The organism is Nocardia sp. NPDC049935 (assembly GCF_055586645.1).
Window position 1 is genome coordinate 233,686 of record NZ_JBVJHV010000009.1, and the last position, 15,159, is coordinate 248,844.

A 15,159-nucleotide genomic window follows, 5' to 3' on the forward strand; every position below is an offset into this window, starting at 1 on the left:
TGGATGACGTGGACGACGGAACCGGGTCGGGGCCCGACGAACGGGGGACGACCGAGCGGGTACTGATACTGCTCGGGCTGCTGCAGCGGCGCCGGGTGTGGACCGGACCCGAACTCGCGGACCGGCTCGGGGTCACAGCACGGACGGTGCGCCGCGATATCGCGCGACTGCGCGCCCTCGGTTATCCGGTGCACGCCGGCCAGGGCGTGGGCGGTGGATACCAACTGGGTCCGGGGCAGGAGTTGCCCCCGCTGCTGCTCGACGACGACGAGGCGATCGCCACCGCGGTATCACTGCTCGTCGGACCCGGAGGCGCCGTCGCCGGGGGCGATGCCGCCGCCCTGCGGGCGCTGACCAAACTCGACCAGGTGCTGCCCACCAGGTTGCGGCATCAGGTGCGCGCGCTGGCCGGCGCGGTGGAAACCTTCGGTGGCGGCCGCACCCCGGTCGATCCCGATGTGCTGATCACGCTGGCGCGGGCCTGCCGCGACGAGGTGGAGGCGGGTTTCGGCTATCCGACAGGGGCCGGCGGGCGCCGGCGGGTGGAGCCCTACCGCCTGGTCGCGTCCGACCGGCGCTGGTACCTGTTCGCCTACGACCTGGATCGCGAGGACTGGCGCACCTTCCGCGTCGACCGGATGACCGAGGTGTCCACGCGCACCTGGCGTTTCCGCCGCCGCGCGGCGCCCGACGCCGCGACCTATGTGCAGGAGGGCGTCGCGAGCCGTGTCTACCCGCGGCGGGCGCGCTTTCTGGTGCACGCGCCGGTGGCTACGGTGCGTGCCCAGATCCCGCCGGCGGCCGCTCTGGTCCGCCCGCACGACGACCGGCGTTGCGAAGTGCTCAGCGGCGCGGCGGACCTCGATATCGTGCTCATGCACGTCCTGCTGCTCGGCCACGATTTCGAAGTGCTCGACCCGCCGGAACTCGCCACCCGGTGCGGCGAATTGGCGCGGCGGCTGCTGACCGCCGGCCGGGTGCGGGCGAGCGGTCCGGGCGGTGGCTGATCACCGGGCGGGGCCGTCGGGGCGGTTTCGAGGACGCCGCTTCCCGGATCCTGGTGGGCGACTTGCCGGAATGGGGTATACCTGCGGGAAACCCTCTACCTCGCAAGGAGACTCCGCGTGTCCGACGGCTCTATCGACCTGCGTACCGATGTGGCGCACCCGGCACGGATGTACGACTACTTTCTCGGCGGCAAGGATTCCTACGATGCCGATCGGGCCGCCGCGGAACAGGCGCTGAAGAATTTCCCGGCGGTACGGCTGACCGCGCGCACCAACCGCGAGTTCATGCGCCACGCCACCCGCTATCTCGCCGAACAGGGGATCCGGCAGTTCCTCGACATCGGCACCGGTATTCCGACCGAACCGAACCTGCACCAGGTGGCCCAGGAGCTGGCACCGGAATCGCGGGTGGTGTACGTGGACAACGATCCGATCGTGCTCGCCCATGCGCGGGCGTTGCTGGTGAGCACCGGCCAGGGCCGCACCGCCTATATCCAGGCCGACGCCGCGGATCCCGAGGCCATCCTCGCCGCACCCGATCTGCGGTCGACGCTGGATCTGTCGCAGCCGGTGGCGGTCTCGCTCATGGCCCTGCTGCATTTCGTGCCCGGTGATACCTACGCGATCGTGAAAACGTTGATGGACGCGCTGGTACCGGGGTCGTATCTGGCGATGTCACATGTGACGACCGAATTCGACGACGGCCCCGGCGATCCCGAGGGAATGGCGCGGCTGCTGCAGGTCTACCAGGACCGGGGCATCCCCGTGAACCCGCGGACCCGCGCCGAGGTGGCGCGGTTCTTCGACGATCTGGAACTGGTGGATCCGGGCGTCGAGGTGATCCATCGCTGGCGTACCGCCGGAATCGAGCATCCGCCGAGTCACGACAAGAAGGTGTCGCTCTACGGCGCGGTGGGCCGGAAGCCCTGAGACACCGCCCCGGATATCCACGACCGGACCCGGATGCGCGAGCTCGTCCCGGTCTGCGATCGAGCGGGCCGTGGCACCGTGCCACGGCCCGCTCGCCGGTTCGTGCCGGTGGCGCGCTGTCTCAGTGCGCGGCGAGCACGCGGTCCTCATCCGCGGCGGCGGGCTCGGAATCGAGCCGCTCGGTGAGTTTCTCGCCTTCGATATCCAGGGCCGGTACCAGCGGTGCCAGCCATTTCGGCAGCCACCAGATCCGCTCGCCCGCGATGAGCATGAACGCGGGGACGATGAGCATCCGGACCAGGAACGCGTCGGCCAGTACACCGACCGCGAGGGCGAATCCGATGGTTTTCAGGATGACATCGTCGGTGAGGGCGAACCCCGCGAAGACACCCACCATGATGATGGCCGCGGCGACCACCACGCGGGCACTGTGGGCGAACCCGTCGATCACGGCGCGGCGAGCGGAGGCCCCGTGCACATAGGCTTCGCGCATCCGGCTGACGAGGAAGACCTCGTAGTCCATGGCGAGCCCGAACAGGATGCCGGTGAGCAGGATCGGCAGGATGAACAGCACCGGGCTGGTCGAATCGAGTCCGATGAGCTGGTTGAGCCAGCCCCACTGGAACACCGCGACCGTGGCGCCGAGGGAGACGCCGACCGAGAGCAGGAAGCCCAGCGCCGCCTTGATCGGCACCCACAGCGAGCGGAACACCGCGATCAGCAGGAAGATCGCCAGGCCCACGACCACGGCCAGGTAGATCGGGAACACCTGGCTCAGTTTGTTGGCGATATCGACACCGACCGCCGTCTGCCCGGTGACCAGGGCGCGGGCGCCGGTCTCGGACGGGAGATCGGCCACGGTGGCGCGGATCTCGTCGACCAGATCCTTGGTGGCCTGCTCCGACGGACCGGAGGTGGGGATCACGGTGATGGTCGCGAACCGGACCGTCTCCAGCTGCTGTAGGAACATCTGCTGCGCCTGGGGCTCGGGGCCGGTGACCGCCGGGACGACGGTGGCGATACCGGACCCGGCCCGCCCGGCGAGGGTCTGCAGATCGTCGGTGGCGGTTCGTACGGCCGCGGCGGGATCGGCGGCCTGCGCGGTATCGACGACCACGATGAGCGGGCCGTTGGCGCCGGCGCCGAAGTTGGTGGAGATGAGATCGTAGGCGGTGCGGGCATCGCTGCCGACCGGCTTCCCGGAGTCGTCGGGCAGGGCGAGCTGCATGGACGTCACCGGGATGGCGGCCACGGCCGCGATGGCGACACCCGCGGCGAGGGCGGGCCATTTGTGGCGGGAGAGGGCCTCCACCCAGCGGCGTCCGTGCGTGCGGTGGTCCGCGCCGGCGGTGGCCATGTAGCGGGGCCGGCCCTTCATGACCTTGTCGCCGGCGAAGCCGAGAATCGCCGGGAGCAGGGTGAGTGAGATCAGGACCGCGATCGCGACGGTGAACGCGCCGGCCAGGCCCATCTGGGTCAGGAACCCGATATTGCATACCGCCAGGCCGACGAGCGCGATGATCACGGTCAAACCGGCGAACACCACCGCGGACCCGGCCGTGCCGACCGCGCGCCCGGCCGCCTCCTCGAGGGAGCGGCCCGCGCGGACCTCGCTCTGATAGCGGGACATGATGAACAGCGCGTAGTCGATACCCACCGCGAGGCCGAGCATGGTGCCCAGCGCCGGTGTGGTCGAGCCGAGTTCGACGAAACCGGTCAGGGTGGTGATGGCCAGCATGCCGATTCCGACCCCGACCAGCGCGGTCAGCAGGGGCATCCCGGCGGCGACCAGCGATCCGAAGGTGATCGCCAGCACCACAAGGGCGACGGCGACGCCGACCACCTCGGCGAGGGGCATCTCGACCTCGTTCAGGGCGTCACCGCCGATGGCGACCTGCAGCCCGGCGTGCTCCGCGGCGTGACCGGCGTCCTCGAGGGCCGTCCGGTCCGAGTCGGGGAGTTCGGTGGCGGTTTTGTTGTAGCTCACCGCCGCGTAGCCGACCCGGCCGTCCTCGGAGAGGGTGCCGCCGGTGAACGGATCCGCCACCGATTGCACATTCTCGGTGGTCAGGCCGCGCAACGCGGTGGAGACGGCCGCGTGGTAATCGGGTTCGGTGAGCGAGCGGCCCTCGGGCGCCTCGAACACCACGCGCGCGGTGGCGCCGTCGGGGGTGGCCTGCGGGCTGCGCTGTTCGATGAGCTCGAACGCCTGGGTGGATTCGATTCCGGGGAGCTCGAATTTATCGCTGGTCTTCCCCGACAGGGTCGCCGCGCCCACCGCCAGTACGGCGAGCAGCACCACCCAGACGGCCGCCACCGCTTTGCGGTGCACGAACGACCAGCGGCCGAGCCGGAACAACTGCCACGCCATGCGCTCTCCTCCACGCGATATGTGGACCATATGGTCCGGTTATGCTCAGGGTAGGAGCAAGCGGACTCGAGGGTCCACTTCAAGGAGGAAGGTGTGGAGGAACTCACGTCGACCCCCGTCATGAGACGTGGGTCTCACTGCGAATACACGTGTTTCGTGACGGGGGACGCGAGACGATGACCGGTATGACGACAGCGAAGTCGGATACGCAGGTCGGCGCGGAGCCGAGCTGGGCGGGACGCCGCGCGGACGCGCGCCAGAATCACGAGCGGGTGCTGGCCGCCGCGATCGATGTATTCACCGAGCACGGGATCGGGGCCACCATCCCGCAGGTCGCGGCCCGCGCGGGTGTCGGCAAGGCCACGGTCTACCGCAGCTATCCCACCAAGGCCGATCTGGTGCGGGCACTGGCGCGGATCCATATCGAATGGTTCCACGAACTCACCACCGCGGCCGTCGAGGACGCGCGGGCCGATGCCTACCGCGCGCTCGAGGGCCTCCTGGAGCGGATCACCGCCCGTCTGGCCGAAGACCGCCTGATGATCGAGGTCCTCAGCGGCGTCCAAGGGCTCGGGGACGCGCGGCTGGAACGGCAGCTGGAGCAGATCCTGGCGCTCGGGCGCGCGCAGGGCAGCCTGCGCGCGGACGCCAGCGGTATGGATGTCCAGGTGCTGGTATCCGGTGCGGCCCGTGCCCTGATCGATCTCGGGATCCGCGACCCGGATATCTGGCGCCGCTACGCGCGCCTGGCGCTGGCGGCGCTCCGCGCGCAACCGGGCGCCGGACAGGCCTGACGGTACTCCCCGCCGTCCGCTTCCGGCTCCGGGTCAGACCAGCGGTTTGCCGAGAGCCCGGCGTCTGCGCATATCCTCCAGGTGCCGGTTCAGCGGGTACAGGCGCCAGCTCTCCGGTCCGGCCGCGGTCACCGTTCCGATGGCCCGCATGGCCACTTCGAAGGCCCGCTGCCGGCGCGGCCCCCACGGCAACCCCAGTTCGTCGCGAAAGCGCTGCGGCAGGAACCCGGTGGTGAAGAATCGGTTCACGCGGCGGAAGAGCACCTGTTCGAGCCGGTTGTAGGGGCCCAGGTCGACGACCTGGTCGAGGAGGTAGGCCTTCACCTCGGCGTCGAGGGAGATCTCGGCGCTCGCCGCCTCCCAGTACTCGGCGAATGCCGCCCGATCGGCCGGCCACATCTCCGGGCGCATCTGCAGGGTCGTGCCGAAGCGGGCGGATTCGCGGTACAGCTCCTCGGCGTCCGCGTCGTCGAGCGGGCCGAAGAGGTAGGTCAGCGAATCCACGACACCCAGGTAGATGCACGCCGCGACCCATCGCTGGAGTTCCGGGTCGAAGGCGTTGTACTTCACCGGGCTGCCGGGACCCGAACGCACCTGCCGGTGCGAGGTGTTGGTGGCGGCGCGGTAGGCCTCGCGTTCCTCGTCGGTTCCCAGCATGGCGACGGCCAGGTAGGTCAGCGTCGTACGCCCGCGTTTACGCGGATGCAGATCGAAGCGACCGCTGTGGACCGTGCTCTCGACGACGCCGCGGCCGACCGGTGCCAGGCTCAGTTGCATCACCACATTGGCCGGACCACCGAGCAGGGCGCCCGGTCCGGCCAGATACTTGCGGCGCTCCCTCGGATCGGGCTGCTGTTCATACGACTTCGCCGACGCAGAACCTGACATCGCGCCTCCATGCGTGATCGAGAGGATTTCCCTCCAAGTCTCTCACAAGCTATGTAGTATTCCAATCCATGATTCGTTGTTTACGTGCATAGTCGATGTGTTAAGTGATTGAGTATTCACACTGATACCGGTATCGGATCTGGTCGTATCGGCCCGGAAGGGCCTGCGGGAGACGGATACCGGTCGAGCGTCCGGAGGTTTTTGGTGCCGATGAAACTGCCCTCGCCGCGCGCGTCGTTGCGGCCGATCGCCGACGCGGTGGCCGCGGCCGCCGTTCTGCGCCGGCGCGGCATGCTCGATCCGAAGCGCCCCGACGAATTGATCCGTACCGCGCGCAACGCCCGGGTGTACGGTCCGTTCGCCACTGTTCTCGCCCACGCGGTGCGCCGGCGCCGGCATGCGGCGGCCCTGGTCGACGAGCGGGGCACGCTGACCTTCGATCAGCTCGATCGGCAGTCCAACGCGCTCGCCCGCGGACTGCGGTCGGCCGGTATCGGCCCGGGTGCGGTCGTGGCCGTGCTGTGCCGCGATCACCGGGGCCTGGTGCTGACCCTGCTGGCGGCGGGAAAGCTCGGCGCCCGGGTGGTGCTGATGAACACCGGGTTCGCGAAACCGCAACTGGCCGACGTCGCCCGGCGGGAGAAGGTCGGCGCGATCCTCGCCGATGTCGAGTTCACCGCCGTGCTCGACGGAATCCCGGCGCAGACGCCACGGATCTACACCTGGACGGATTCGGTGCACCCGCTGGACCCGTCGGCCGTGACGACCGACGCGCTGATCGCCTACAACGCCGACGATCCGCTGCCCGCTCCCGCGCGGGCCGGCGGCACCGTGATCCTGACCAGCGGCACCACCGGGACCCCCAAGGGCGCACCGCGGGACAAGGTCTCGCCGCTGCAGTCGGCGCAGTTCCTGGACCGGGTGCCGGTGCCCCGCGACGGGACCATGGTGATGGCCGCCCCGATCTTCCACGGCACCGGCCTGTCGCAGTTCACCCTCGGCTGGGCGCTGGGCAACAAGGTCGTCCTGCGCCGGCTCCGGTTCGACCCGCGCGAAACCCTCGCGGCGGTCGCGGAACATCGTGCCGCGAGCCTGGTACTGGTGCCGACCATGCTCCAGCGCATCGTCGATCTCGGGCCCGATGTCCTCGCGCAATACGACACCTCGTCGCTGCGGGTGATCTTCTCCGCCGGGTCGCCGGTATCGCCGGACCTCGCCCATCGCACCGCGCGCGCCTTCGGGGAGGTCCTCTACAACCTCTACGCCTCCACCGAGGTCGCCGTCGCGGCCGTCGCGACCCCGGAGGATATGCGGGTCGCGCCCGGTACGGTGGGGCGCCCGCCGGTCGGCTGCCGGGTCGCGATCTACGACGAGCAGCGCCGGAAGGTCACCACCGCCGGTGTGGTGGGCACGATCTTCGTCGCCAGCGGGCTGAGTTTCGCCGGTTACACCGACGGGCGGAACAAGGAGATCGTCGACGGCATGCTGTCCAGTGGCGATATCGGCCATTTCGATACCGACGGACGCCTGTTCATCGACGGCCGCGACGACGATATGATCATCTCCGGCGGTGAGAACGTGTTCCCGCTGGAAGTCGAGAATCTGCTCGCGGGCCGCGCGGATATCCTGGAGGCGGCGGTGATCGGCGTCGAGGATCGCGATTTCGGAACCCGGTTGCGGGCCTTCGTCGTCCCGGCCCGGGACGCCGTCCTCGACCAGGAGGAGATCAAACTGTACGTGCGGGCCAACCTCGCGCGGCACAAGGTCCCCCGCGATATCGTCTTCATCGACGAACTGCCGCGGAACGCGACCGGCAAACTGGTCCGCCGCGAGCTCGACAGCTACGAGATCGCCTACGAGACACGGTTGCGGATGCCGCGGGCGGAGTGAAATCTCCGGCCCCGGTCTTCCCGCCCAGCGGCCCGCTCACCGGGAAGGCGGATCGACCGGGGTGTACGGAGTGAGTGCCGAGCGGTTCTGGTCCACCCGGATGGGTCTGCCCAGCTGAGGGAAAGCGCGTTGGGCGCAGTTCGCGCGTTCGCAGACCTTGCACCCGGCGCCGATGGGGACGGCGGCGGCGCGGTCGTGCAGGGGGAGACTGTGGGAATAGACGAGCCGGTCGGCGTAGGCGATATCGCATCCCAGCCCCACCGCGAATTCCCGGGTCGGGGCGAAATAGCCGGGAGTGTTCTCGTCGGTGGTGCGGGCGAGCCAGAGATATCGCCGGCCGTCGGGCATCTCGGCGATCTGGGTGCGGATGCGGCCCGGGGTCGCGAAGGCGTCGTGCACCACCCAGAGCGGGCAGCCGCCGCCCACCCGTGAGAAGTGGAAAGCGGTGGCGGACTGGCGTTTCGAGATATTGCCGGCGCGGTCGGTGCGGACGAAGAAGAAGGGCACTCCGCGATGGCCCCGCCGCTGCAGGGTGGACAGGCGGTGACAGACCGTTTCGAATCCGACCTCGAATTTCGCGGAGAGCAGGTCGATATCGTAGTGCAGTTCCTCGGCCGCGGCGAGGAACTGCCGGTAGGGCAGGATCAAGGCGCCGGCGAAGTAGTTCGCCAGACCGATACGCAGGAGCCCGCGCGATTCGACGGGTAGGGATTCGGCGCCGGCGACCAAATCGTCGAGCGTGTCCTTCTGGGTGAGGAAGGCGAGCTGGGTGGCGAGCTGGAATGCGCGCTGGCCGGGGGAGAGGCGGCGGGCGAGGGTGAGGATGCGGTCGGCGGGATCGTAGATCCGTTTGGGGCCGGGACGATTCGGGTCGTCGGTGCGAATGCGCACCGCGATATCGTGCCGGTCGCGCAGCAACCGGGCGAGTTGCAGATCGAGGCCGCCGAGAGTGAGGGTATTGCGCTCGAACAGTTCCTCGGCCGCGGTATCGAGTTCCGGTATGTGATTGCGGTGGTCGTAGAAGTAGTCCCGGACGTCCTCGTACGGCATCGCGGTGCCGGAATCCGGGGTGGGGGTCTCGACACCGGCGGAGAAATGTTCCAGCTGCTGAGTGGTGTTGTGCAGTCGGCGGTGCAAGCCGACCAGAATGCGGGCGGCGGCCGGAACCCGGGAGACGAGGTCATCGAGTTCGGCGACGGATAACGCGGCGCCGTCGGGATCCTCGGCGAACACCTCCTGCAGGTCGGAGATCAGCCGGGCGTCGGTGTCGGGGGCGAAGAAACCCACGTCCAGGTCGAAGGCACTGTTCAGGCGGAGCAGGACGGGCACGGTGAGCGGGCGCTGATCGTGCTCGAGCTGATTGACATAGCTGACCGATAGCCCCAGCGTCTTCGCCAGGCCCGATTGGGAGAGCCCGCGCTGCTCCCGAAGTCCGCGCAGGCGCCCGCCCGCGTACATGCGCTCCACCTCCGCAATCTAGCACGGATCATTTTCGCAACTTCCGCAAATTTGCTGGCTTCTTTACGCAGAATTCGACAAATGAGTGGTATAGCGCAGGTCATCTGTTGTCAGTAGCGTGCGAATCAAGCGAAATTCCATCGACTCCCTGGAGGACCCGAGCGTGAAGAATCATCTCGTCCGCACCCACCGTTCCGCGGAGCATTTCCCCCGCGAGCAGCATCTGGCATGGCAGATCGCGGAGGTAGCGACCGATCCGGTGGAGGTTGCCCCGGAGACCGAGGAGATGATCGTCAACCGGATCATCGACAACGCGGCCGTCGCCGCGGCATCGGTGACCCGGCGCCCGGTCGCCAACGCCCGCGCCCAGGCCCTCGCGCATCCGTACCGGCCGGGCGCCACCGTATTCGGCGTCGACGGCCGCTTCTCTCCCGAGTGGGCGGCCTGGGCCAACGGGGTCGCCGTCCGCGAACTCGATTTCCACGACACGTTCCTGGCCGCCGAGTACTCCCATCCCGGCGACAACATTCCCTCGATCCTGGCGGTGGCCCAGCACACCGGCCGCACCGGCCGCGACCTCATCCGCGGTCTGGCCACCGGCTACGAGATCCAGATCGATCTGGTTCGGTCCATCTGCCTGCACGAGCACAAGATCGACCACGTGGCCCACCTGGGCCCGTCGGCCGCCGCCGGTATCGGCACCCTGCTCGGGCTGGACGCCGAGACCATCTACCAGGCCATCGGCCAGGCGCTGCACACCACCACCGCGACCCGCCAGTCCCGCAAGGGCGAGATCTCGAGCTGGAAGGCCTACGCCCCCGCCTTCGCCGGGAAGATGGCCGTGGAGGCCGTCGACCGGGCCCTGCGCGGTGAGGGTGCGCCGTCGCCGATCTGGGAGGGCGAGGACGGGGTGATCGCCTGGCTGCTGGGCGGGCCGAAGGCCGAGTACTCGGTGCCGCTGCCCGGGCCGGGCGAGGCCAAGCGCGCGATCCTTGACTCCTACACCAAGGAGCATTCCGCCGAGTACCAGAGCCAGGCGCCGATCGACCTGGCCCGCCGCCTGCGTGACCGTATCGGCGATCTCGACCAGATCGCCTCGATCGTGCTGCACACCAGCCACCACACCCATGTGGTGATCGGCACCGGATCCGGCGATCCGCAGAAGTTCGACCCGACCGCCTCGCGCGAAACCCTCGACCATTCGGTGCCCTACATCTTCGCGGTCGCCCTCCAGGACGGCACCTGGCATCACGAGCGCTCGTACGCGCCGGAGCGGGCGCAGCGCCCGGACACCGTGGAGCTGTGGCGCAAGATCTCCACCGCCGAGGATCCGGAATGGACCCGCCGCTACCACTCCACCGATCCGGCGGAGAAGGCGTTCGGCGCCCGCGCCGAGGTCACGCTGAAGAGCGGTGAGGTGATCACCGACGAACTGGCCGTCGCCGACGCGCACCCGCTCGGCGCCCGGCCGTTCGCCCGCGATCAGTACATCGCCAAATTCCGCACCCTCGCCGAGGGTGTTGTCGATCCGGCCGAGCAGGACCGCTTCCTCGAAGTGGTCCAGCGCGCGGGCGAGCTGTCGGCCGGTGAGTTGTCGGAGCTCACCTTCACCGTCTCGTCGGATGTGCTCGCCCGCGCGCCCCATTCCCCGAAGGGACTGTTCTGATGACCGGTCTGCTCGCTGCTTCGACGTCCGCGGCGGATAAACGGGCCGCCTTCCGGGCCGGCCTCGAGTCGGGCCGTATCCAGCGCTTCCCGGGGGCCTTCAATCCACTGGTGGCCAAGCTGATCCAGGAGATCGGTTTCGAAGGCGTCTACGTTTCCGGTGCGGTGCTCTCGGCCGATCTGGCGCTGCCGGATATCGGCCTGACCACCCTGACCGAGGTGTCCGGCCGTGGTCAGCAGATCGCCCGGGTCACCGATCTGCCGGTGCTCATCGACGCCGATACCGGTTTCGGTGAGCCGATGAGCGCGGCCCGGACGGTCACCGTGCTCGAGGACGCCGGTATCGCCGGCTGCCACCTCGAGGATCAGGTCAATCCCAAACGCTGCGGTCACCTCGACGGTAAGGCCGTGGTACCCACCGACGAGATGGTGCGCCGTCTGCGTGCGGCGGTCTCGGCCCGCCGCGACCCGAATTTCGTGATCTGCGCGCGCACCGACGCCGCCGGTATCGAGGGAATAGATGCCGCGATCGACCGGGCGAAGGCCTACGCCGACGCGGGCGCGGATCTGATCTTCACCGAGGCGCTGCATACGCCCGCGGAGTTCGAGAAATTCCGCGCGGCGGTCTCCACTCCGCTGCTGGCGAATATGACCGAATTCGGCAAATCCGAACTGATTCCGGCGGGCACGCTCGAATCCCTCGGCTACAACGTCGTCATCTACCCGGTTTCCACGCTGCGCCTGGCGATGTACGCCGCCGAGGCGGGCCTGCGGGAGATCTACTCCGAAGGCACGCAATCGGGGCTGCTGGACCGCATGCAGCACCGGAGTCGCCTCTACGAACTCCTCCAGTACGAACGCTACAACGAATTCGATTCGGACATCTTCAATTTCACTCTGGGAAGGAACCAGTGATGACGGAGACCGCGATTCCGGCCATCTACAAGGGCCTGGCAGGCGTCGTCGTCGACACCACCTCGATTTCGAAAGTGGTGCCGGAAACCAACTCCCTGACCTACCGCGGTTACGCCGTCCAGGATCTGGCGGCCCACTGCACCTTCGAACAGGTCGCCTACCTCCTGTGGCACGGCGAGTTACCGACCGACGCCGAGCTGGAACGCTTCCAGCAGCAGGAGCGGGCCTCCCGCCGCGCCGACCGGTCGCTGCTGTCGCTGGTGCAGAAGATGCCCGACAACTGTCACCCGATGGATGTCGTCCGCACCGCGATCAGCTATCTCGGCGCCGAAGATCCGGCCGAGGACGACAACTCGGCGAAGGCCAATCTCGCGAAATCGCTGCGGATGTTCGCGGTGCTGCCGACGATCGTGGCCGCCGACCACCGGCGTCGCCGGGGCCTGGACCCGATCGCCCCGCATTCCCATATGGGTTACGCCGAGAACTTCCTCAATATGTGCTTCGGCAAGGTGCCGGCGCCGGAACTGGTGAAGGCGTTCGAGGTTTCGCTGATCCTGTACGCCGAGCACAGCTTCAACGCCTCCACCTTCGCCGCGCGTGTGGTCACCTCGACGCTGTCCGATATCTACAGTGCCGTGACCGCGGCCATCGGCGCGCTCAAGGGTCCGCTGCACGGCGGCGCGAACGAGGCCGTGATGCACCACATGCTGGAGATCGGTGATCCCGGCCTGGCGGAGGAATGGCTGCGGAACAAGCTGTCCAAGAAGGAAAAGGTGATGGGGTTCGGCCACCGGGTCTACAAGAAGGGCGATTCCCGGGTCCCCACCATGAAGAAGGCCTTCCTGGACATCGCGGCTGTCACCGACGGGCAGAAGTGGGTGCAGATGTACGAGATCCTGGAAAAGACCATGGACGACGCCACCGGGATCAAGCCGAACCTCGACTTCCCGACCGGCCCGGCCTACCACCTGCTCGGGTTCGATATCGAGGTCTTCACGCCGATCTTCGTCATGAGCCGTATCACCGGCTGGACCGCCCACATCATCGAACAGGGTGAAGCCAACGCGTTGATCCGGCCGCTGAGCGAATACGTCGGCGTCGACCAGCGCCCGGTCGTGGCCTGACCCCACATCGACACCCCATCGACGGCTCGCACGAGGAGTGCGAGCCGTCGATTCCGTTACCCGGCGCGGTGACCGCCGCGCCCGAACCCGACGAGGTCGACCGATATGTTCTCCAAGATCCTGGTAGCCAATCGTGGTGAGATCGCCATCCGGGCATTCCGCGCCGCCTACGAACTCGGCACCGGCACGGTCGCGGTATTTCCCCATGAGGACCGCAATTCCCCGCACCGGCACAAGGCCGACGAGTCCTACCAGATCGGCGAGGAGGGACATCCCGTCCGGGCGTACCTGTCGGTCCCCGAGATCGTGGCCACGGCCGTCGACGCCGGCGCGGATGCGATCTACCCGGGGTACGGGTTCCTGTCGGAGAACCCCGGTCTGGCCGCGGCGTGCGCCGAAGCGGGTATCACTTTCGTCGGGCCGTCGGCCGAGGTCCTGGAGCTGACCGGTAACAAGGCGCGCGCGGTGGCGGCGGCCCGCGAGGCCGGGCTGCCGGTGCTGGCGTCCAGCGCCCCCTCGGCCGATGTGGCCGAACTGCTGGCGGCGTCGGAGTCGATGGAGTTCCCGGTCTTCGTGAAGGCGGTGGCCGGTGGTGGTGGGCGCGGTATGCGCCGGGTCGCGGAACCGGCCGGGTTGCGTGAGGCGATCGAGGCGGCGTCGCGGGAGGCCGAGTCGGCGTTCGGTGATCCGACGGTGTTCCTGGAACAGGCGGTGATCAATCCCCGGCATATCGAGGTGCAGATCCTGGCCGACCAGCACGGCGATGTTATGCATCTGTTCGAGCGCGACTGTTCGCTGCAGCGGCGGCATCAGAAGGTGATCGAGCTGGCGCCGGCGCCGAATCTGGACCCGGAACTGCGGGAGAGAATCTGCGCGGACGCGGTGGCCTTCGCCCGGCAGATCGGCTATTCCTGTGCGGGGACGGTGGAGTTCCTGCTGGATGAGCGCGGTAATCATGTGTTCATCGAGATGAATCCGCGGATCCAGGTGGAACATACGGTGACCGAGGAGATCACCGATGTGGACCTGGTGCAGTCGCAGCTCCGGATCGCCGCCGGTGAATCCCTGGCCGATCTCGGGTTGAGCCAGGACACGGTGCGGATCCGGGGTGCGGCATTGCAGTGCCGGATCACCACCGAGGATCCGTCGAACGGATTCCGCCCGGATACCGGCCGGATCACCGCCTACCGCAGTCCGGGCGGGGCGGGCGTCCGATTGGACGGGGGCGCGCATATCGGTGCCGAGATCGGCGCCTACTTCGATTCCATGCTGGTGAAACTCACCTGCCGCGGACGCGATTTCGACACCGCGGTGGCCCGGGCACGGCGTGCCGTCGCGGAATTCCGGATCCGTGGTCTGGCCACGAATATTCCGTTCCTGCACGCGGTGCTGGACGATCCGGCGTTCCGTGCCGGGCTGGTGACCACGAGTTTCATCGAGGAACGCCCGTACCTTCTGACGACTCGCGGGTCTGCGGACCGGGCCACCAAGATCTTGAATTATCTGGCGGATGTGACGGTGAACAAGCCGCATGGTGCGCGGCCGACGGCGGTGTATCCGCATGACAAGCTGCCGGGAATCGATCTGTCGGTGCCGCCGCCGGATGGTTCGCGGCAGCGGTTGCTGAGGTTGGGGCCGGAGGGGTTCGCGGCCGCGTTGCGGGAGCAGAAGGCGGTCGGGGTGACCGATACGACCTTCCGTGATGCCCATCAGTCGTTGCTGGCGACGCGTGTGCGCACCAACGGTCTGCTGGATGTGGCCGGGCATGTGGCGCGGCTGACCCCGGAGTTGCTCTCGATCGAGTGCTGGGGTGGGGCGACCTACGATGTGGCGTTGCGGTTCTTGTATGAGGATCCGTGGGAGCGGCTGGCGGCGTTGCGTGAGGCGGTGCCCAATATCTGTCTGCAGATGCTGCTGCGGGGTCGTAACACCGTGGGTTACACGCCGTATCCGGAGCGGGTGACGCGGGCGTTCGTGGCGGAGGCGACCGGGACGGGGATCGATATCTTCCGGATCTTCGATGCGTTGAACAATGTGGATCAGATGCGGCCGGCGATCGATGCGGTCCGTGAGACCGGTACCGCGGTCGCGGAGGTGGCGCTGTCGTATACCGGGGA

Annotated in this window: 11 protein-coding genes; 8 read left to right on the top strand and 3 right to left on the bottom strand. The window is 68.2% G+C overall.

What is annotated here, in order from left to right:
• Nucleotides 1-8: 8 nt before the first annotated feature.
• Together ACZ6SF_RS29675 and ACZ6SF_RS29680 are read left to right on the top strand one after the other, a co-directional pair.
• Complete coding sequence (locus ACZ6SF_RS29675) at nucleotides 9-1,007, top strand: helix-turn-helix transcriptional regulator (protein WP_466066528.1); 999 nt, start codon at nucleotides 9-11, stop codon at nucleotides 1,005-1,007.
• Nucleotides 1,008-1,124: 117 nt separating this feature from the next.
• On the top strand, nucleotides 1,125-1,937 hold the full coding sequence (locus ACZ6SF_RS29680) for an SAM-dependent methyltransferase (RefSeq protein ID WP_466066530.1): 813 nt from the start codon (nucleotides 1,125-1,127) through the stop codon (nucleotides 1,935-1,937).
• A 121-nt stretch (nucleotides 1,938-2,058) separates the two neighbouring features.
• On the opposite strand, the gene ACZ6SF_RS29685 is transcribed toward ACZ6SF_RS29680, so the two are convergent.
• A complete protein-coding gene (locus ACZ6SF_RS29685) occupies nucleotides 2,059-4,308 on the bottom strand; it encodes an MMPL family transporter (RefSeq protein WP_466066531.1) in 2,250 nt (749 codons plus the stop codon).
• Nucleotides 4,309-4,493: 185 nt separating this feature from the next.
• On the opposite strand from ACZ6SF_RS29685, the gene ACZ6SF_RS29690 reads away from it, so the two are divergent.
• The gene (locus ACZ6SF_RS29690) at nucleotides 4,494-5,102 is read left to right on the top strand and encodes a TetR/AcrR family transcriptional regulator (protein ID WP_466066532.1); all 609 of its coding nucleotides are present in this window, start codon (nucleotides 4,494-4,496) and stop codon (nucleotides 5,100-5,102) included.
• Between the two features lie 33 nt (nucleotides 5,103-5,135).
• On the opposite strand, the gene ACZ6SF_RS29695 is transcribed toward ACZ6SF_RS29690, so the two are convergent.
• Nucleotides 5,136-5,990 carry an oxygenase MpaB family protein gene (locus ACZ6SF_RS29695; RefSeq protein ID WP_466066534.1) on the bottom strand — a complete coding sequence of 285 codons (855 nt, stop codon included), beginning with the start codon at nucleotides 5,988-5,990 and terminating at the stop codon, nucleotides 5,136-5,138.
• A gap of 210 nt (nucleotides 5,991-6,200) precedes the next feature.
• Between ACZ6SF_RS29695 and ACZ6SF_RS29700 the strand changes: the two genes are divergently transcribed.
• On the top strand, nucleotides 6,201-7,880 hold the full coding sequence (locus tag ACZ6SF_RS29700) for an acyl-CoA synthetase (RefSeq protein WP_466066535.1): 1,680 nt from the start codon (nucleotides 6,201-6,203) through the stop codon (nucleotides 7,878-7,880).
• A 36-nt stretch (nucleotides 7,881-7,916) separates the two neighbouring features.
• Here the strand turns inward: ACZ6SF_RS29700 and ACZ6SF_RS29705 are convergent, their stop codons facing one another.
• Nucleotides 7,917-9,347, bottom strand: coding sequence for a short-chain fatty acyl-CoA regulator family protein (locus tag ACZ6SF_RS29705; protein ID WP_466066537.1), 1,431 nt, complete (start codon nucleotides 9,345-9,347; stop codon nucleotides 7,917-7,919).
• Between the two features lie 154 nt (nucleotides 9,348-9,501).
• Between ACZ6SF_RS29705 and prpD the strand changes: the two genes are divergently transcribed.
• The 4 genes from prpD to ACZ6SF_RS29725 all read left to right on the top strand — a co-directional run.
• Nucleotides 9,502-11,004 carry a 2-methylcitrate dehydratase PrpD gene (prpD, locus tag ACZ6SF_RS29710; RefSeq protein ID WP_466066557.1) on the top strand — a complete coding sequence of 501 codons (1,503 nt, stop codon included), beginning with the start codon at nucleotides 9,502-9,504 and terminating at the stop codon, nucleotides 11,002-11,004.
• Complete coding sequence (prpB, locus tag ACZ6SF_RS29715; protein ID WP_466066539.1) at nucleotides 11,004-11,918, top strand: methylisocitrate lyase; 915 nt, start codon at nucleotides 11,004-11,006, stop codon at nucleotides 11,916-11,918. Before prpD ends, prpB begins: the two co-directional genes overlap by 1 nt.
• Nucleotides 11,918-13,042, top strand: a complete 1,125-nt coding sequence (locus ACZ6SF_RS29720; RefSeq protein ID WP_466066541.1) for a bifunctional 2-methylcitrate synthase/citrate synthase — start codon at nucleotides 11,918-11,920, stop codon at nucleotides 13,040-13,042. The genes prpB and ACZ6SF_RS29720 overlap by 1 nt, the downstream gene beginning before the upstream one ends.
• Nucleotides 13,043-13,147: 105 nt before the next feature.
• The coding region (locus ACZ6SF_RS29725) for a pyruvate carboxylase (RefSeq protein ID WP_466066543.1) at nucleotides 13,148-15,159 on the top strand (2,012 nt) is incomplete at its 3' end.

Coding starts and splice junctions, on each gene's coding strand:
- ACZ6SF_RS29685 (WP_466066531.1), bottom strand. CDS start 4,308: ATGGCGTGGCAGTTGTTCCGGCTCGGCCGCTGGTCGTTCGTGCACCGC.
- ACZ6SF_RS29690 (WP_466066532.1), top strand. CDS start 4,494: ATGACGACAGCGAAGTCGGATACGCAGGTCGGCGCGGAGCCGAGCTGG.
- ACZ6SF_RS29695 (WP_466066534.1), bottom strand. CDS start 5,990: ATGTCAGGTTCTGCGTCGGCGAAGTCGTATGAACAGCAGCCCGATCCG.
- ACZ6SF_RS29700 (WP_466066535.1), top strand. CDS start 6,201: ATGAAACTGCCCTCGCCGCGCGCGTCGTTGCGGCCGATCGCCGACGCG.
- prpB (WP_466066539.1), top strand. CDS start 11,004: ATGACCGGTCTGCTCGCTGCTTCGACGTCCGCGGCGGATAAACGGGCC.
- ACZ6SF_RS29720 (WP_466066541.1), top strand. CDS start 11,918: ATGACGGAGACCGCGATTCCGGCCATCTACAAGGGCCTGGCAGGCGTC.